At 59.8% G+C, this 15,909-nt stretch carries 23 protein-coding genes; 11 read left to right on the top strand and 12 right to left on the bottom strand.

The window, feature by feature from the left end:
• Nucleotides 1-8: 8 nt before the first annotated feature.
• The 7 genes from H8L67_RS00225 (at nt 9) to H8L67_RS00195 (ending at nt 5,042) form a co-directional block, all read left to right on the top strand.
• The gene (locus tag H8L67_RS00225; protein ID WP_220379809.1) at nt 9-674 is read left to right on the top strand and encodes a ubiquinone biosynthesis accessory factor UbiJ; all 666 of its coding nucleotides are present in this window, start codon (nt 9-11) and stop codon (nt 672-674) included.
• Complete coding sequence (ubiB, locus tag H8L67_RS00220) at nt 671-2,341, top strand: ubiquinone biosynthesis regulatory protein kinase UbiB (RefSeq protein WP_220379808.1); 1,671 nt, start codon at nt 671-673, stop codon at nt 2,339-2,341. The genes H8L67_RS00225 and ubiB overlap by 4 nt, the downstream gene beginning before the upstream one ends.
• Nucleotides 2,342-2,375: 34 nt before the next feature.
• The gene (locus H8L67_RS00215; RefSeq protein WP_220379807.1) at nt 2,376-3,113 is read left to right on the top strand and encodes a pseudouridine synthase; all 738 of its coding nucleotides are present in this window, start codon (nt 2,376-2,378) and stop codon (nt 3,111-3,113) included.
• A 9-nt stretch (nt 3,114-3,122) separates the two neighbouring features.
• Nucleotides 3,123-3,527, top strand: coding sequence for an alternative ribosome rescue aminoacyl-tRNA hydrolase ArfB (gene arfB / locus H8L67_RS00210; RefSeq protein WP_220379806.1), 405 nt, complete (start codon nt 3,123-3,125; stop codon nt 3,525-3,527).
• A 4-nt stretch (nt 3,528-3,531) separates the two neighbouring features.
• Nucleotides 3,532-4,161 (top strand): lysophospholipid acyltransferase family protein, encoded by a 630-nt coding sequence (locus H8L67_RS00205; RefSeq protein WP_220380661.1) that lies wholly within the window; start codon nt 3,532-3,534, stop codon nt 4,159-4,161.
• Nucleotides 4,162-4,251: 90 nt separating this feature from the next.
• Nucleotides 4,252-4,599, top strand: coding sequence for a GFA family protein (locus H8L67_RS00200; RefSeq protein WP_220379805.1), 348 nt, complete (start codon nt 4,252-4,254; stop codon nt 4,597-4,599).
• A 26-nt stretch (nt 4,600-4,625) separates the two neighbouring features.
• Nucleotides 4,626-5,042 (top strand): VOC family protein, encoded by a 417-nt coding sequence (locus tag H8L67_RS00195; RefSeq protein ID WP_220379804.1) that lies wholly within the window; start codon nt 4,626-4,628, stop codon nt 5,040-5,042.
• On the opposite strand, the gene H8L67_RS00190 is transcribed toward H8L67_RS00195, so the two are convergent.
• Genes H8L67_RS00190 through H8L67_RS00170 form a run of 5 tightly spaced genes read right to left on the bottom strand, consistent with a single transcriptional unit; the run spans nt 5,014 to nt 7,776 of the window.
• Complete coding sequence (locus tag H8L67_RS00190; RefSeq protein WP_220379803.1) at nt 5,014-5,613, bottom strand: RDD family protein; 600 nt, start codon at nt 5,611-5,613, stop codon at nt 5,014-5,016. The two genes, H8L67_RS00195 and H8L67_RS00190, sit on opposite strands and share 29 nt — an antisense overlap.
• Nucleotides 5,594-6,355, bottom strand: a complete 762-nt coding sequence (gene tatC / locus H8L67_RS00185) for a twin-arginine translocase subunit TatC (RefSeq protein ID WP_220379802.1) — start codon at nt 6,353-6,355, stop codon at nt 5,594-5,596. The genes H8L67_RS00190 and tatC overlap by 20 nt, the downstream gene beginning before the upstream one ends.
• Nucleotides 6,339-6,632, bottom strand: a complete 294-nt coding sequence (gene tatB / locus H8L67_RS00180; protein WP_220379801.1) for a Sec-independent protein translocase protein TatB — start codon at nt 6,630-6,632, stop codon at nt 6,339-6,341. Before tatB ends, tatC begins: the two co-directional genes overlap by 17 nt.
• 15 nt (nt 6,633-6,647) lie before the next feature.
• Nucleotides 6,648-6,836: a twin-arginine translocase TatA/TatE family subunit gene (gene tatA / locus H8L67_RS00175; protein ID WP_220379800.1), complete on the bottom strand. Its 189-nt coding sequence runs from the start codon at nt 6,834-6,836 to the stop codon at nt 6,648-6,650.
• 52 nt (nt 6,837-6,888) lie between these two features.
• Entirely contained in the window at nt 6,889-7,776 is an 888-nt protein-coding gene (locus tag H8L67_RS00170; protein WP_220379799.1) for a lipid-binding SYLF domain-containing protein, read from the bottom strand.
• 121 nt (nt 7,777-7,897) lie between these two features.
• Between H8L67_RS00170 and hemH the strand changes: the two genes are divergently transcribed.
• From hemH to H8L67_RS00155, 3 genes are all read left to right on the top strand, one after another.
• Entirely contained in the window at nt 7,898-8,851 is a 954-nt protein-coding gene (gene hemH, locus H8L67_RS00165) for a ferrochelatase (protein WP_434063406.1), read from the top strand.
• On the top strand, nt 8,848-9,705 hold the full coding sequence (locus tag H8L67_RS00160) for an alpha/beta fold hydrolase (protein ID WP_220379797.1): 858 nt from the start codon (nt 8,848-8,850) through the stop codon (nt 9,703-9,705). Before hemH ends, H8L67_RS00160 begins: the two co-directional genes overlap by 4 nt.
• Before the next feature lie 66 nt (nt 9,706-9,771).
• Nucleotides 9,772-11,376: a M20/M25/M40 family metallo-hydrolase gene (locus H8L67_RS00155; protein ID WP_220379796.1), complete on the top strand. Its 1,605-nt coding sequence runs from the start codon at nt 9,772-9,774 to the stop codon at nt 11,374-11,376.
• A 60-nt stretch (nt 11,377-11,436) separates the two neighbouring features.
• Here the strand turns inward: H8L67_RS00155 and H8L67_RS00150 are convergent, their stop codons facing one another.
• Together H8L67_RS00150 and H8L67_RS00145 are read right to left on the bottom strand one after the other, a co-directional pair.
• The gene (locus H8L67_RS00150) at nt 11,437-11,970 is read right to left on the bottom strand and encodes a DUF924 family protein (protein ID WP_220379795.1); all 534 of its coding nucleotides are present in this window, start codon (nt 11,968-11,970) and stop codon (nt 11,437-11,439) included.
• Between the two features lie 10 nt (nt 11,971-11,980).
• Complete coding sequence (locus tag H8L67_RS00145; protein WP_220379794.1) at nt 11,981-12,364, bottom strand: GNAT family N-acetyltransferase; 384 nt, start codon at nt 12,362-12,364, stop codon at nt 11,981-11,983.
• Between the two features lie 46 nt (nt 12,365-12,410).
• On the opposite strand from H8L67_RS00145, the gene H8L67_RS00140 reads away from it, so the two are divergent.
• The gene (locus H8L67_RS00140; RefSeq protein ID WP_220379793.1) at nt 12,411-13,433 is read left to right on the top strand and encodes a sensor domain-containing diguanylate cyclase; all 1,023 of its coding nucleotides are present in this window, start codon (nt 12,411-12,413) and stop codon (nt 13,431-13,433) included.
• 1 nt (nt 13,434) lies between these two features.
• Here H8L67_RS00140 and H8L67_RS00135 read toward each other — a convergent pair whose 3' ends face one another.
• The 5 genes from H8L67_RS00135 to H8L67_RS00110 all read right to left on the bottom strand — a co-directional run bounded on the left by H8L67_RS00135 (nt 13,435) and on the right by H8L67_RS00110 (nt 15,795).
• Nucleotides 13,435-13,809 carry a VOC family protein gene (locus tag H8L67_RS00135; RefSeq protein ID WP_220379792.1) on the bottom strand — a complete coding sequence of 125 codons (375 nt, stop codon included), beginning with the start codon at nt 13,807-13,809 and terminating at the stop codon, nt 13,435-13,437.
• 55 nt (nt 13,810-13,864) lie between these two features.
• The gene (locus H8L67_RS00130; RefSeq protein ID WP_220379791.1) at nt 13,865-14,215 is read right to left on the bottom strand and encodes a DUF2200 domain-containing protein; all 351 of its coding nucleotides are present in this window, start codon (nt 14,213-14,215) and stop codon (nt 13,865-13,867) included.
• 103 nt (nt 14,216-14,318) lie between these two features.
• Nucleotides 14,319-14,726, bottom strand: coding sequence for a nucleoside diphosphate kinase regulator (gene rnk / locus H8L67_RS00120; protein ID WP_220379790.1), 408 nt, complete (start codon nt 14,724-14,726; stop codon nt 14,319-14,321).
• Between the two features lie 100 nt (nt 14,727-14,826).
• On the bottom strand, nt 14,827-15,189 hold the full coding sequence (locus H8L67_RS00115; protein WP_255555973.1) for a DUF1304 domain-containing protein: 363 nt from the start codon (nt 15,187-15,189) through the stop codon (nt 14,827-14,829).
• 27 nt (nt 15,190-15,216) lie between these two features.
• Nucleotides 15,217-15,795 (bottom strand): methyltransferase family protein, encoded by a 579-nt coding sequence (locus tag H8L67_RS00110; protein WP_220379789.1) that lies wholly within the window; start codon nt 15,793-15,795, stop codon nt 15,217-15,219.
• Nucleotides 15,796-15,909 lie beyond the last annotated feature (114 nt).

The following is a 15,909-nucleotide window of genomic DNA, read 5'->3' as shown; positions in this document are numbered from 1 at the left end:
ATGCGCCTATGGTCAGTCCCTTTGAAAATGCCGCCGCCCGTTTTTCTTTCGCCTTGCCGAACTGGAAAGTTCCGGCCGGGCGCTTGCTCGAAGTCGCGCTGAATCGCGCGCTCGCACTCGACGCCGAAACGCGCGCGGCCTTGCCCGCATTGGATGGCCGCACGGTGGCACTGCAATTGCAGAATCCGTCCTTGGCTTTGCAGATTCGTGTTCGCGACAACCAACTTGAAGTCGGCCCGGTCGAAGATGCGGATCGCGCCGATTTGTCAGTGCGCAGCACCTTGGCCGGCGTGCTCGGGCAGCTGCCGTTCATGCGCGGTCGCAATGCCGCGCCATTGGGCGCGATGCGCGTTGAAGGCGATGCCGAACTGGCGCGCCGTCTGCAACGTATGGCCGAACGCTTCGATCCGGATTGGGTGCAACCCTTCACGCGTGTATTCGGTGATGTCATGGGTGTGCAAATCGCCAACGCGCTGGCCGCGGCATTGCGGGGCTCACGCGAATTCGCCCGCGGCTTCGCGCGTGATTCCGCTGACTTTCTGACCGAAGAAAGCCGTGATGTGGTCGGCAAGGAAGAGCTTCGCGCGTTCTACAGTGATGTGGATCATCTGCGCGATGACGCCGAGCGTCTGCAGGCACGTTTTGACCGCCTGCAAGTGGGACCGAAATCATGAGTCTCGGTGTCGGTCGCGCCTGGCGCATCGTCCGCACGTTGCTGCGTTATCGCCTTGACGCTTTGTTGGACGACACGCGTGCGGAAGCTTGGTTGAAGTTGGCGCGCCCCTTGGTGCCCAAAGCCTCGGCCGACATCGCCGAATTGCCGCGTGGCGTCCGCCTGCGTTTGGCGCTGCAAGAACTCGGCCCGATCTTCGTCAAGTTCGGTCAGATCCTGTCCACGCGTCGTGACTTGATTCCCGAAGACATCGCCAATGAATTAACCCTGCTGCAAGCGCAGGTGAAGCCGTTCGATGGCGAGGAAGCCAAACGCATTGTCGAACGCTCGTTGGGGATGCCCATCGAAAACGCTTTTGCCGATTTCGATACCACGCCCTTGGCATCGGCTTCAATCGCGCAAGTGCACGCGGCGACGATGCACGACGGTCGCAAGGTCGTGGTCAAAGTCTTGCGTCCGAATATCGACAAGCAGATCCAAGCCGACGTGGAGCTGTTGAGCTCATTGGCAGGCGTGGTCGAACGCACCCATCCCAACGCCGACAAAATCCGCCCGCGTGAAATCGTTAGCGAAATCGATGCCACCTTGCAGGCAGAACTCGATCTGCAGCGCGAGGCCGGCAACGCCGCCGTGCTGCGTCGCAATTGGTTGAACTCGCCCGACCTCTATGTGCCCGAAGTGATTTGGACGCACACCGCCAATCACGCGCTGACCATGGAACGCGTGTATGGCATTCCGTCCGATGACGTGATGACGCTGGACAATCTCGGCATTGACCGCAAACGATTGGCGGAAAAAGGCGTGCGCGTTTTTTATCAGCAAGTGTTCCGCGACAACTTCTTCCACGCCGACGCCCATGCGGGCAACATCTGGGTGGATGACGCCGAGAGCCGCAAACGCGATCCGCGTTTCATCGCGCTGGACTTCGGCATCATGGGTCAGCTCTCCAGCAAGGACCAGTATTACCTTGCCGAAAACTTCATGGCGATTTTCAATCGCGATTACCGACGCATTGCCGAGCTGCATGTCGAAGCCGGTTGGATGCCGGGGCATGTGCGTATTGATGAACTCGAAGCGGCGGCGCGCGGTATTTGCGAGCCTTACTTCACCCGTCCGCTCTCGCAGATTTCTTTGGCGGAAGTTTTGGCCAAGTTGTTCAAGATGGCGCAGCGGTATGAGCTGACGCTGCAGCCGCAACTGATCCTGTTGCAAAAGACTTTGCTCAACATCGAAGGCGTCGGCCGTCAGCTCGATCCGGAAATCGATATCTGGGCCGTCGCACGTCCGGTGCTCGAACGCATTTTGATTGAACGCTATAGTCCGCGCCGTCTCGGTGCGGAGTTCGCCAAGCGATTGCCCGAGCTCGTCACCCACGCGCCGGAAATGCCGACGCTGATTCATGCCTGGCTGCGTCAGCAGGTCGAAGGCAAGCACGAAATCCGCATGCGCTCCGACGACCTCACCCGCGTGTCCAATGATTTGCACGCCATGCAAAAACGGATGGTGTCGGCCATTCTCGGCACCGGCTTGTTGATCGCCGCAGCGCTGCTCTATGCGTTGGATGCCGGTGGCCCGCGCATGCTGGGCGCACCGGTCTCGGTGTGGATCGCCGGTCTCGGCGGACTATGGGCGATTGTGGCGGCGTGGCCGCGGCGCAATCGCCGTTGAGTCAACTGTCCGACTTCGGTGAAACGACAGAACCATGAGTGACGCGCCAAACCACGCGCCAAACACCGCATTGCCCATCGTCCATCACGATCCGCAGTTCGTCGTGGTCAACAAGCCGCCGGGATTGATGGTCCACGACAGTGCACTGGCGCGTGGCGAGTCCGATTTCGCGGCAGACCGTTTGCGCGAGCAACTCGGCTGTCCGGTGTTTCTTGTCCATCGCTTGGATCGTGCCACCAGCGGCGCCTTGTTGGTGGCGCTCGACCGTGACACCGCTTCATTGCTCGGCAAGGCCTGGATGGCCGGCGAAGTGGAAAAATCCTATCTGACCGTTTGCCGCGGCTGGCCGGCTGAGGATGCGTTCACCATCGACCATCCTTTGGATGGCGGCCCCGGCAAGCCGCAGAAGAAACCGGCGATCACGCATTTCGAGACGCTGGACCGCTGCGAATTGGCCCTGCCTTCGGCGCACCACGAGACCTCGCGCTATGCCTTGCTGCGCGCGATGCCGGAGACCGGACGCTTCCGGCAGATCCGTCGGCATCTCAAACACGCCTTTCATCACATGATCGGTGACACCAGTCACGGCGACGGCCGGCACAACCGCAACTTCCGCATGCAGGGCATCCACCGGATGTTGCTGCATTGCGAAATGCTGCGCTTCCGGCATCCCTATAGCGGTGAGCTGATTGAAGTGCGGGTGCCCACCGAAGGGGAATTCAACAAAGCCCTGGCCCTGTTCCCATCGCACAGTGACATGCCGCTCGTTTAGACTCGACGCATGCGTATCGAGAAGATCGAACCTGAAATCGAAGAGCGATTTGTGCGCGCTTCCGGGGCGGGGGGACAGAACGTCAACAAGGTCGCCACGGCCGTCGAACTGCGCTTTGATGTGGCGGGCTCACCCTCGTTGAGCGAGCCGGTGCGCGCACGCTTGTTGGCGCGACGCGATCGACGTCTGACCGATGAAGGCGTGCTGGTGATTCATGCGCAGCGCTTTCGTACGCAAGACCGCAACCGCGAAGATGCGCGTGAGCGGTTGATGCAATTCATCGCGCACGGATTCGAAGTGCAAAAGCCGCGCGTGGCCACCAAGCCGACGCGCGCATCGAAGGAACGACGGCTGGACAGCAAAAAGAAAGCCGGCCAATTGAAACAACAAAGGACGCGACGTGATTGGGATTGAAGCACTGCCGGCGGTCGGCTCGCATCCGCCGACACCGGCACCGGATGGCAACGTGTTGAGCTTGCCGCCGAACGCGCCGCGCGTCGCGCCGAACCGTTTCAGCCGTTGGTTCGGTCGCAGTCTGCTGAAGCTGGGCGGTTGGCGCATGGTGGGCGAGATGCCCGACGTGCGCCGGGCGGTCTTGATCGGCGCGCCGCACTCGTCGAATTGGGACGGCGTCTGGGGCTTTGCGGCAAAAATGGCCATGGGGCTCGAGATCCGCATTCTCGCCAAGAAGGAGTTGTTTTTCTGGCCGGCCGGCCCGATCCTGTGCGCCTTGGGAGTGATCGCCATAGATCGCGACGCGCCCGGCGGTTTCGTCGGTCAGACGGTGGAAAGAATGAAGAATGCCGACGCCTTCTGGTTGGGCATCGCGCCGGAAGGGACCCGCAAGAAAGTCGAGAAATGGAAATCCGGCTTTTGGAAGATCGCCCACGAAGCCAACGTTCCGGTCATCCTCGAGTACTTCCACTATCCCGATAAGATCATCGGCATCGGCCCGACCGTGAAGCTTAGCGACGACTTCGAGGCCGACATGGCGCGTATCCGCGCCTGGTACGCGGGATGGAAAGGCAAGAATCGCGATACCGTATGAGGCCGGCCGCGGGTTTCGCGTCTGGATAACAGGCTTGCGCCTACAGTCAGGGTTCGCCGTCGCCTGGCGTTCGATCAAGGAGTTGAATCAATGAGTCTTCAGGGCAGTTGCCACTGCGGGGCAGTGAAGTTCGAAGTGCAAGGCACGCCGGAATCTGTGATGGAGTGCAATTGTTCGCACTGCCAACGGAAGGGTTTCAAGCTGTGGTTCGTGCCGGAAACTGAGTTCAGCTTGCTGCAAGGTGCGGATGCGCTCACCACGTACCAATTCAACAAGCACGTCATCGACCATCAGTTCTGCAAGACCTGCGGCTGCCAAGCCTTTGGTCGTGGTCATGCGGAAGACGGGACGTCGCTCTATGCCGTCAACGTGCGCTGTATTGAAAACGAAGACATCGATTCGATCCCGGTCAATAAAGTGGACGGTCGCAGTTTCTAATTCCCATCCCATACAGGAAACCGATCATGAATCCGTACTTAAACTTTCCCTCCGGGACCACCCGCAAGGCGTTTGATTTGTATCAGCGCGTGCTCGGCGCGAAATTGCTGTTTACCCACACTTGGGGCGAATCACCGGAAAATGCCCAAGCACCCGGCATGAAGCCTGATGACGTCATGCACGCCACGCTGCAATTTCCCGACGGTGCGATTTTGATGGGTGCCGACTGCCCGCCGGAATATTTGAAACCCCTCGGCGGGTTCAGCCTGAGCGTCAACGCGGAAAACGTCGCCGACGCCGAACGTTTTTTCGCCGGCCTGAGCGAAAACGGCACCGTCACCATGCCGTTGGAAGAAACCTTCTGGGCGCAACGCTTCGGCATGTGCGTCGATCAGTTCGGCGTGCCGTGGATGGTCAATTGCGAGATGAAGGCACCCGAATAATCACGCGCGTTCGCGTCAAGCGATCGTGCAGCGTCGTGTGATCCGGAGGCAGGGCCGCCATCAGGTGGCCCAAATTCAAGCTAAACCAGGACAGTGATGCGGCCAATTGGCGAAGCACCGAGCGCGAGACCGACAAGCCTTGGCCGCTGTCGGCATCCACCACCATCAAACCCACGTGGCGTTTGCCGATGGAGCCGCGAGCAGCGCGCGTTTCCCCCCAGACATTCAGCAGGCCGGACGCCAATGCGAATCCGGCGATGAAGACGAAGGTCATATGTAAGAGCCGTGTCGCCAGTTGCCGCGCATCGGCTTGGATGTTTGCGCCACTCAGCAGCGACTGAACAAAACTGATGAAATCGAGCCCGTCGAACGCGGCTATCGCCGCCTGCTTCGACACCTGCCTGTGCAACGATAGAAACGCCTGCCAGATCGCAGCGGGATCCGTGCACAAGTAAGTAGCAAGACAAACCAACGGCAAGACAATCGCCGCATCAATGCACCACGCGCAGGCGCGCAACACAAAGCCGGCCGGTTTGCCGGGCAGACGCGAATCAGGTGATGTTGTCTGCATGTTCCGCGGCGCGCGACTTGTGCATCACCCGCGCAAACAACAAGCCGATTTCATACAGCGCGATCAGGGGGATCGCCAGCAACAATTGCGACACCACATCCGGCGGCGTGATCACCGCCGCGACGATGAAAATCGCCACTACCGCATAACCGCGCCAGTCCGCCAACTGCTTCGGCGTGACCACGCCGAGCAAGACCGCCACCAACAAGGCAATCGGCAACTCAAAACTCAGCCCGAAGGCGAGAAAAATCACCAATACAAAATCGAGATAGGCGGAGATGTCCGTCATCATCGCCACGCCGGGCGGCAAGGTCTTGGATAAAAATCCGAAGGCCGCCGGCAACACCAAGTAATAAGCGAACGCGCAACCGGCGTAAAACAAACCCAGCGCGGCCACCAACATCGGCACGGCCAACTTGCGTTCGCGCTTGTACAAGCCGGGTGCGACAAACGCCCAGGCTTGGTACAGCAGCCAAGGCATGGAAATCATCAAGGCGACGAAGAACGCCAGCTTCAACGGCGTGACAAACGGCGACGCCACTTGGGTGGCAATGATTTGACCGCCCTTGGGCATCACCCGCAACAAAGGCTCGGAGAGCAGGGTGTACAGACGATTGGCAAACGGCAGCAGCGCCAACAACACCAAAGCGAACCCGGCCAATGCACGCAGCAGGCGTTTTCGCATTTCCAACAAATGCGCCACCATGCCGCCGAACATCGGCGCGTCAGACGGCGTCGTCATCTTTCTTTTCCGGTGTCGTCGTGTCGGGCGCTTCCAGCGGTGCGTTGAGCTTGGCCTTCATCTCGTCCAGCGATGCCTGCGCTTCACGCATCGCCTTGCGCATATCTTCCGCGGCCAATTCCTGTTCCAACTGCGCCTGCATCGAAAACCAATAGGCGCGCATGCGGCGCACCCACAGACCGACCATGCGCGCGGCGCGCGGCAATCTTTCCGGACCCAACACGATCAGCGCGACGATGCCGATCAAGAGCATCTCGCTGAAACCCACCTCGAACATTGTCGGGGGTCGCGATTACGGCGTGTTCGAGTTCGAATCGTCCGTCTTTTCGGACGGCGGCGTCTTCGGCTCTTCTTCGCCGTTCACACCCTTCTTGAACTCGTTCACGGCTTTGCCGAGGTCACGCGCGCCGCTCGTTAGACGGCGGGTGCCGAACACCAGCAAGACGATGACGAGCACGACAATCCAGTGCCCAATACTCATGGCAAATCCTCTTCAATTCGAGCGCAAAGGATACCGCATCGCCCCTTCGGGCTCAGGGTTTTTTGGCCGGCTCGGGCAGGGCTTCGGTGGTGACCGCGCTGCTTGCGGCCGGCGCCGCGGTTTGCGTTTCCGGCGCTGCTACCGGTGCCGCGGTAGCGGCGGGTGCTACCGTTGGTGTGGCGCTGGCGGCCACCGGCGCATCACTGACGGCGCGGCGGCTGTGTGCGGCGGCTGCCGCTTCTTCGATCGTATCGCTGAAATCCACCAACGCATTCGGGGTGCGCACGGCTGTACGGCCTTCAAAAATCATCCGCGGCGTACTGCCTTGGCCGTACATGCGTTGGTTCGCGGCGTCGTCAATTGACAGCGCGGCACCGTCCACCGACACACCGGCAAACAGGCCGCGGGCGCGCGACCAAGACCAAATTTCCGCCTTCAACTGTTCATCCGTCGAGGCCGAGGCCGTGCGGCCCACAGGGCCCGCCGCCACGCCGGCATCGGCGCCGAGGGTGAATTTGCCGGCCACAATGCTGTCCAAACCGCGATCGGTGTGGAAGACCATCACGATGTCCGCCGATTGCACGCCGGCCTGCAGACCGATGCTGCCGCCGGTGAGTTTGACGAAGGACGGCGCCGACCAGCTGCCATCCGGGCGGCGCACCGAGAGCAACCCCTCACCGCGACGACCGCCGAAAATAAAGCCGATCTTCAACGTGTCCGGCACCACCACCACGGCGCGGGCTTCATCAAACAAACGATCCGGAATTGCCGATTCGGGAATGGCTTGGATATCGCGCAACACCTGCACCGCGCGCTGCGCACGGGCAGCGTCATCCAGCTTGTCTTTCGCTTGGGCGCCAGAACTTGCCGCCAAGCCGCCGGCGACTAGCAGTGTCGGCAGCAGCCAACGGAAAGCGGGGGTGGCAGCGCGAAAATCCATGAGTCATCCATTTGCGTGCGAAACCTTGATGCTAAGCGTTGCGGCGCGGGGGGTAAACCGAACACGGCAGCCGCACCTGTCGCGCGTTAAGCTAGTGCGCTAAATGGAACCTGCCAAATCTGTGAAAAACGCCCTTTTACTCGTCAATCTCGGCACACCGGATCAGGCGGATGCGGAATCGGTCCGGCGTTACTTGGCCGAATTTTTGATGGACCCGCGCGTGGTCGCCATTCCGCGTTTTATTTGGTCGCCGTTGCTCAATCGCGTGATTCTGCCCAAGCGCTGTGCACCGGTGGCGGAAAAATACGCAAGCATTTGGATGGATGGCGGCTCGCCCTTGAAAGTGTTGAGCGAAGCGTTGACCGCCAAAATCGCGCAGCGACTTTCCGACACGCGCGTGGCCCTGGCGATGCGTTACGGCAGCAACAATATGGATACGACCATCGCCCGACTGTATGACGAAGGCGTGCGTGCGTTCACCGTGTTGCCGTTGTATCCACAGTATTCGACCACCACCACCGCTTCGGTGGAAGATCGCATCCATGCCTTGGCGCCGCGCTTTGCGGATGCGCAGTTCAAGATCATTGCCGACTATCACGACCATCCGGCGTGGGTGCAGGCCGTGGCCGATCAATTGCGTGCCCATCACCGTGCGCACGGCCGTGCCGACAAATTGATGTTTTCGTTTCACGGCATTCCGGCGGCCTTGGTGCGCAAAGGCGATCCTTATGCCACGCACTGCGAAGCCGGTACGCGCAAAATTGCACGCGCCGCAGGTCTGCAACGCGATGACATCACGCTGACCTACCAATCGCGATTCGGTCGCGCGAAGTGGCTCGAACCGTTCACGGTCACCACCCTTGAGGAGTGGGGCAGGGCGGGCGTCAAAACCGTCGATGTGATCTGTCCGGGCTTCGCCGTGGATTGTTTGGAAACGCTCGAAGAAATCGCCGACACCAATGCCGAGATTTTCAAACAGGCCGGTGGCGAACGCCTGAATTACATTCCCTGTCTCAACGACAGTGATGCGCACGCCGATGCACTGGTGCAAATTGCCCGGGAAGCACAGCCTTGAACGCCTTCGAGATTGAGATTCCGATCGGCAAGATCACGGGCCTCCGCCAGGGTGAAGCCGGCGCACCAAAAGTGCTGGCGCTGCATGGTTGGTTGGACAATGCCGCGAGCTTCGTGCCGATGGCGCCGCATCTGCGCGATCTCGATTTGGTGGCGGTGGATTTGCCGGGACACGGCAGCAGTGCCCATCTACCGCTCGGCGTCGCTTACACCTTCGAATTGGCGGTACTCAACGTTCTTGATATCGCCGATGCGCTCGGCTGGACCGAATTCCATTTGCTCGGCCACTCGATGGGCGCAGGCATTGCCAGTTTGGTGGCGGCCAGCGCACCGGAGCGGGTGCTGTCGCTGGTGTGCATCGAAGCCTTGGGCGGCTTGGCGGAAGACGCCGGCAACACCGCGCAACGCATGCGCGAATCGGTGGCCTCGTCGCGTGCCATGGCGACGCGATCGCTGCGCGTGTTTCCGGACATCGCGCCCGCCATCAAAGCGCGCATGGTCGCCAACAGTTTGAGCGAGCCGACAGCAAGACTGTTGGTGGAGCGCGGCCTGAAAACCGTGCCGGGCGGCTTCCAATGGCGCACCGACCAACGGCTCACCGTGCCGACGTGGCTGCGACCGGTCGATGCGCAAATCGAAGACGTGCTCGCCCATATCGACTGCCCGACCCAGGTGATCTTCGCCACGCCGGCGCAGCCCTATCTGCCGGACGATGTACGCCAACGCTATGTCGCGCAGCTCAAGCAGGGCAGCCTCGCCTTGTTCGAAGGCACCCATCATTTGCACATGGAAATGCCCGCCGACATCGCAAGCGTGATCATGCGCACATTTGAGAACACTGAGCCGAATCCATGACCTTAGGCACCCGCCGCAGCACCGGCGGATACCTAGACTCAAAGGTTGTCTGTACTTGGGGTCGTCATGAGAAATGCATTGAAAACGCTTGCGCTTGCCGCAGGTATCGCAGGTGTCGGGATTGCGCACGCGCAGTCCGTCGATATGGATATGACCGGCCGCATTCGCGCCGAAGCCTTCCAACGCTCGCAAGTGTTGAAAACGTTGAATCACCTGACCGATGTCATCGGTCCGCGTCTGACCAACTCGCCCTCCATGTACGCCGCCAATGCCTGGACGCGTGAGAAGTTCACCGAGTGGGGTCTGGCCAATGTGCACGACGAAGCCGTTGAAGATTTCGGTCGCGGCTGGGTCTTTACCGACGCGCACGTTGAAATGACCGTGCCCCGCGCCATGCCGTTGCATGCGCTGCCGAAAGCCTGGACGCCGGGCACCAACGGCATGGTCGAAGGCGAGGCGATGGTCGCCAAGCTGGCTTCCAAGGCCGACCTCGAAAAATTCAAAGGCAAACTGCGCGGCAAGATCGTGTTCTTGGACGATCTGCGTCCGTACAAGCCGAACGAAAAATCCGATTTCCAACGTCACGACAAAGCGTCGCTGGAGGAAATCGCGTCTTCGCCGGTGCCGGTCAGCCGTCCGGCTGGCGATGAATCACCGGAAGCGATGATGAAGCGTTTCCGCGAGCGCGCCGAGTTCACCCCGCTGCTCAACCAATTCCTGATTGATGAAGGCGTGCTCGCCACGATGTCGATCAGCAGCTGGAACGACGGCATTGTTCGCGTCATGGGTGGCGGTTCGCGCAAAGCCGGCGAGTCGGTCGGCGTACCGGCGTTCGTGATGATCGCCGAACACTACAACACCGTGATGCGCGCCCTGGCCGACAAAGAGAAAGTCAGCCTGCGAGTGGCATCGGACGCCCGCTTCACCGACGACACCAACAAGCCGGCCTTCAACACCATTGCTGAAATCCCGGGCACCGGCCCGAACCGCAATGAAATCGTGATGATCGGTGCGCACATGGACTCCTGGCACACCGGTTCCGGTGCGGCCGACAACGGCGCTGGCGTTGCGGTGATGATGGAAGCCATGCGCATCCTGAAGGCCGTGGGCGCGAAACCCAACCGCACCATCCGCGTCGGTCTGTGGACTGGTGAAGAACAAGGTCTGGTCGGCTCGCAAGCCTATGTGGCCAAGCACTTCGCGAAATATCCCGAACCGACCGATCCGGCCGAGAAGAATATTCCGCGTTCGCTGCGCACGAACAAAGGCAAGCTGCAGCGCATGGCCGATTACGACAAGCTATCGGTGTACTTCAACCTCGATAACGGGAGCGGCAAAATCCGCGGCGTGTACGGCCAGGAAAACCTTGCGGCCGCTCCGATCTTCGAAGAATGGTTGAAGCCGTTCAATGATGTCGGCGCCACCGTTGTCACCCAACGTAACACCGGCAGTACCGACCACATCTCGTACGATCAAGTCGGCTTGCCGGGCTTCCAGTTCGTGCAAGACGGTCTGGACTATTTCAGCCACGTGCACCACACGCACCTCGACGTGCAAGACCACATCTCCGAGCCGGATCTCAAGCAAGCGTCGGCGATTGTTGCCTCGTTCGCTTATAACGCGGCGATGATGAAGCAACGCTTCCCGCGCAAGCAGTTGGTTGAGAACTGAGCGACGTCACCGCGACATTAAGAACGGGCCGATCTTGGATCGGCCCTTTTCTTTTTACGGTTAGAAACTCGAACCCGGCTGCTTCAAGAACTCAAGCTCTTCCGGGGTGGACTCACGCCCCAGCAGCGCATTGCGATGCGGATAGCGACCGAAGCGATCGATGATGGCTTTGTGTCGCACTTCAAAATCCAGATTGTCGGGCGCGAACTGCTCAAACAAGCGCATCGCCTCGGCATGAATCACCGCAGATTCGCTGTGCATATAAGGCAAGATCAAAAAGGGGCGCTGTTTCGGGGTCAATGCCTCTAGCGAGGCAATCGCCACGGCTTCCTGCGCTAGTACCAAGGCCATGCCGTCTTGGGCGAACGCCCCCGGTGTGCCGCGATAGACATTACGTGAGAACTGGTCGAGCACCAGGATTTCCGCCAAGCGACCGCGCGGCTCAATGCGCCAGGTATGCAATTCACCCGCTGCCGCTTGCGACAGCACGCTACCGAAACGTGACTTGATGGTCGCATCGAAGTCCGCATCAACTTTCCACCATTGCTCGGGCTTCGTTTCTTCGAACCAAAATTTCAACACGTCATTGATCATCTGGCTGTCCTTATGGGGGAGAAAGGATGTATTCGCAGCGCTCGTCGCTCAGGATGTTCACCACCGCATCCATGGATTCATACAGACGGATGGCACCGGCGTTGTTGCGCATGACACCGGCGAAGACGAAACGCGTGCAGCGTTGATCACGCGCCTGAGCGCGCAAGCACGCAATCATCGAAGTACCGAAGCCTTTCGAACGATGGCGTTGATCCAGTTCGATCTTTTCAAGCACGAAACTCGCGTTCGGCGCGAACCAACCGTGCGCCCGCCCGATCACACGCCGTCCGTGCTTCGCCTTCAGCAAATAGTGCTGGCGACCGTCGGATTGCGCGTAATGCCAATTGGTGTCGAGTTCGAGCAAGGCGACTGCCGTGATGGGGGTGTTGCCCATTTTAAGGCGCGATGCGCCATCAGCCTGAATTGACTATGATCCGGTGATGCAAACCGTCACACAGCAAGACTTCCTGGCGAACTTCGCCGATTCGATCGTGCAAGCCAAGTCGTTGGAAGATTTGGTGCGGCCTTTGCTCGAGTTGCTGGAAGCAGTGACTGGCCTCGATTCCACCTACATGACCACCATTGATGAAGCGGAAGGTGTGCAGCACGTGGTGTACGCACGCAATTCCCGGCGCTTGGTGATTCCCGAAGGCATCACCGTGCCGTGGCATGACACCTTGTGCAAACGCGCCTTGGATGAAGGCCGCGCCTATACCGACGATGTCGCCGGCTGCTGGGGTGACTCGGATGCGGCAAGGGCGCTGGGCATTGCCACCTATGCCAGCACACCGATCCGAACCACCGACGGCACATTGCAAGGCACCTTGTGTGCCGCCAGCGACGAACGCAAACCGCTGCAGCCCGGCGCCGAACGCGTACTGCGGCTGTTCTCGCATTTGATCGGCCAACAGCTGGAACGCGAGCGATTGATGCAGGCACTGCAGGTTGCCAACAAACAACTCACCCATCATTCGCTCACCGACAGCGTGACGGGCTTGCCGAACCGGCGCGCACTCCTCGATACCTTGGCGCGACGCCTGCACCTGCGCGACCGCTTGGGTGGCCGCGTCTGGGTCGCATTCATCGACTTGGACGGCTTCAAGAAAATCAATGACGACTATGGCCACGAAGTCGGCGATCAGTTCCTGGCGGTCATGGCACGCGCGTTGGCCAATTGCCATCGCGGCGATGACTTCACCGCGCGATTGGGCGGCGATGAATTCGTGGTGGTCGGCAATATGGATGTAGATGATGACAACAGCGTCGATGCGCTAATGGCGCGTATGCAAGACGCCACACGCGGACGCTTCCAACTGGAGTCGCAGACCCTCGATTACGAAGGCCCCAGCATCGGCTTGGTGTTTGCAGACGCCGATGAGCGTGAGCCCGAAGCCATCATCGCGCGCGCCGATGCCGCCATGTATGCCGCCAAGCGTCAACGCAAGGCGGCACGCACGGCCTGACTCAGGCCGGCGGCTCCCACAGTTCGATCTTGTTGCCGTCAGGGTCGATCACCCAACCGAACTTGCCGAAATCGGACGGCTCGGTGTTATCGATGACTTGGCAGCCTTCGGATTTCAAGGCCGCCATCAGCGCGTCCAAATCGTCCACGCGGTAGTTGATCATGAAGGGTGCCGTGCTCGGTGCCATCTTGTCGCTGTTTTCGGAAAAGGTTGACCAGATGGTCATGCCTTCGCTGCTGCCTTCACCGCCCCAGGGAAAAATCGCGCCACCCCATTCAGTGACATCCATGCCGAGGTGGGTTTTGTACCACTCACCCAAGGCTTTCGGGTCTTTGGATTTGAAGAAAATGCCGCCAATGCCTGTGACACGTTTCATGAAGGGTCCCGGTGAATGAGTGAGTCGTTGAAGCAGTATGCCCAGAAATGGCGGCTCAAGCGCGAAGAATTTTTTCCATGGCTTTGCCTTTGGCGAGCTCGTCGATGAGCTTGTCCATGTAGCGGATCTTGCGCATCAACGGATCGGCCACCTCTTCAACGCGCACGCCGCAGACCACGCCGGTAATCAATCCGGCATTGGGATTGAACTTCGGGGCTTTGGCGAAAAAGGTTTCCAAATCGGTCTCGCTGCTGCCGAGTTTCTTCAACGTGGCGGCGGAATAGCCGGTCAACCATCGAATGACTTCAATCAGCTCGGCCTCGGTGCGGCCCTTTGACTCCACCTTCTTCACATACATCGGATAGAGACTCGCCCATTTAATCGCGAAAACTTTTTCCAAACGCATGTGCAGACTCCTCGCAATTCAATTCAGAGCCAACGCGTACCCAGCGGCACCGGGTGTTCCGGCGCGCATAGGGTGACCGCACCGTCGGCGTTGTGGAATCCGGTCAGGCAGCGAAATTGCCGTCGCGCTCGGGCTGTTCCGTGACGCGAATCACCTGCACATCCATGCTGGCGCCCCCGTTGATCGGCCAGGAAATGGTGTCGCCTTCCTTCAGGCCCAGCAGCGCACTGCCGACCGGCGCGAGGATGGAAATGTTGTCCGGCGAGCCGTCGGAATCCTTCGGATAGACCAACTTCAAAGAGAATTCCTTGCCTTCGCCGGTGCGAAACAACACGGTGGAATTCATCGTGACGATGTCGGCCGGCACATCACGCGCGCTCACGATGGTGGCGCGATCCAATTCGGCTTCAAGCCTTTCCTTGCCGGGGAAGGTTTGTTCCGACAAACGCTCCAAAATGGCTTCGAGGCGGTCAGCGTCCTGCTGCGTGATGATGATGGATGGAAGCTTCACTGCGGTTCTCCGAAAATCTATTCCAATGGCGCCGAAAACCGCCAAAACGGCGGAATTAGCGACGATCAGACCAGTCTATCGTGTACCGGCGGCGAAGCCATTAGCCGTGACTGAAAACCACGCAAATCAAGGCTAAAACGGCCGGAAGTGCCTGAATGAACAGGATTTTGCGCGACGCGGTCAGGCCACCGTAGATACCGGCCACAATCACGCAGCCGAGGAAAAACAGCTTGAACAGCCGCCCATCTTCGCCAAGGGCGAGACCGGTGAACAAACCGGCGGCCAAAAAGCCGTTGTAGAGGCCTTGGTTTGCGGCCAGCACTTTGGTTTGTTCGGCAAAAGTCTCAGTCGTTCCGAAAGCGCGGCGGCCCTTTGGCGAGGTCCACCAAAACATTTCCAGCATCAAGATGTAGACATGGAGCAGGGCGACAAACGCGACCAGGACGGTGGCCAAGATTTGCATGGGCGGGATTCCGGTGAGCGGCAGGGTTTAAAACACCCCGGGGATCAGCGCTTTGGTGCGCTGCATGTAGTCGAGATACTTCTGGCCGAATTGCTCGCTGAGAAATCGCTCTTCGTGCCGGTATTTGTTCCAGAACGATACAAACACAATCAGCAAGGCCAGCAATCCGCGCCAATCGCCTGCGCCGACTGCAGTGCCGAGAATGGCGAGCAGCAGCCCGGTGTAAATGGGATGGCGAACACGGCGATAGGGGCCGGCTTCAATGAGCTCATGGTCTTGTTTGATTTGGACCACGCTGCTCCAATTGCGACCGAGAATATGTCGCGCCCAACACGCGATCGAAACGCCGGCGACGGTGAGCGCCAGCCCGATCTCCTTGACCCAGAGCCCATGCGGAACGAAGCGCTCGCGCAGCCAACTGCCGGTAAACCATTCGCCCGGTCCGAGCAGCAGCCCGGCAATGATCAGTGGCGTCCAATAAAGCGCGAGCTGCAACAGCTTGGGTTCGGTGCGTTGGGTGCGTTTAAGCTTGCGCGCACTCCAAATCCAATACGCGGCCAGGCAAATCCACGCCAAACGAAAGCCGTGAGAAATCCATTCTTCCATGCGTCTGATCCTCAACGCTCATTTCGATAGCTTGACTATACGCTTGGACAACACTCGACCCTCGCTATCAAGCGCCACAATTTGCTATGACCGACCGGGCGCGAGGTAGAGCTT

This window comes from Lysobacter soyae, assembly GCF_019551435.1.
GTDB classification, from domain to species: Bacteria; Pseudomonadota; Gammaproteobacteria; order Xanthomonadales; family Xanthomonadaceae; genus Solilutibacter; species Solilutibacter soyae.
This window is presented reverse-complemented; position numbering and strand designations above follow the sequence as displayed.

Excerpts from the sequence above, each read along its gene's own strand:
- tatB (WP_220379801.1), bottom strand. The coding sequence starts at position 6,632 with ATGTTCGAGGTGGGTTTCAGCGAGATGCTCTTGATCGGCATCGTCGCG.
- H8L67_RS00155 (WP_220379796.1), top strand. The coding sequence starts at position 9,772 with ATGAGAAATGCATTGAAAACGCTTGCGCTTGCCGCAGGTATCGCAGGT.
- H8L67_RS00225 (WP_220379809.1), top strand. The coding sequence starts at position 9 with ATGGTCAGTCCCTTTGAAAATGCCGCCGCCCGTTTTTCTTTCGCCTTG.
- H8L67_RS00145 (WP_220379794.1), bottom strand. The coding sequence starts at position 12,364 with ATGGGCAACACCCCCATCACGGCAGTCGCCTTGCTCGAACTCGACACC.
- tatC (WP_220379802.1), bottom strand. The coding sequence starts at position 6,355 with ATGACGACGCCGTCTGACGCGCCGATGTTCGGCGGCATGGTGGCGCAT.
- arfB (WP_220379806.1), top strand. The coding sequence starts at position 3,123 with ATGCGTATCGAGAAGATCGAACCTGAAATCGAAGAGCGATTTGTGCGC.
- ubiB (WP_220379808.1), top strand. The coding sequence starts at position 671 with ATGAGTCTCGGTGTCGGTCGCGCCTGGCGCATCGTCCGCACGTTGCTG.
- H8L67_RS00140 (WP_220379793.1), top strand. The coding sequence starts at position 12,411 with ATGCAAACCGTCACACAGCAAGACTTCCTGGCGAACTTCGCCGATTCG.
- H8L67_RS00200 (WP_220379805.1), top strand. The coding sequence starts at position 4,252 with ATGAGTCTTCAGGGCAGTTGCCACTGCGGGGCAGTGAAGTTCGAAGTG.
- H8L67_RS00135 (WP_220379792.1), bottom strand. The coding sequence starts at position 13,809 with ATGAAACGTGTCACAGGCATTGGCGGCATTTTCTTCAAATCCAAAGAC.
- H8L67_RS00150 (WP_220379795.1), bottom strand. The coding sequence starts at position 11,970 with ATGATCAATGACGTGTTGAAATTTTGGTTCGAAGAAACGAAGCCCGAG.
- H8L67_RS00195 (WP_220379804.1), top strand. The coding sequence starts at position 4,626 with ATGAATCCGTACTTAAACTTTCCCTCCGGGACCACCCGCAAGGCGTTT.
- H8L67_RS00170 (WP_220379799.1), bottom strand. The coding sequence starts at position 7,776 with ATGGATTTTCGCGCTGCCACCCCCGCTTTCCGTTGGCTGCTGCCGACA.
- tatA (WP_220379800.1), bottom strand. The coding sequence starts at position 6,836 with ATGAGTATTGGGCACTGGATTGTCGTGCTCGTCATCGTCTTGCTGGTG.
- H8L67_RS00130 (WP_220379791.1), bottom strand. The coding sequence starts at position 14,215 with ATGCGTTTGGAAAAAGTTTTCGCGATTAAATGGGCGAGTCTCTATCCG.
- H8L67_RS00215 (WP_220379807.1), top strand. The coding sequence starts at position 2,376 with ATGAGTGACGCGCCAAACCACGCGCCAAACACCGCATTGCCCATCGTC.
- H8L67_RS00110 (WP_220379789.1), bottom strand. The coding sequence starts at position 15,795 with ATGGAAGAATGGATTTCTCACGGCTTTCGTTTGGCGTGGATTTGCCTG.
- H8L67_RS00190 (WP_220379803.1), bottom strand. The coding sequence starts at position 5,613 with ATGCAGACAACATCACCTGATTCGCGTCTGCCCGGCAAACCGGCCGGC.
- H8L67_RS00115 (WP_255555973.1), bottom strand. The coding sequence starts at position 15,189 with ATGCAAATCTTGGCCACCGTCCTGGTCGCGTTTGTCGCCCTGCTCCAT.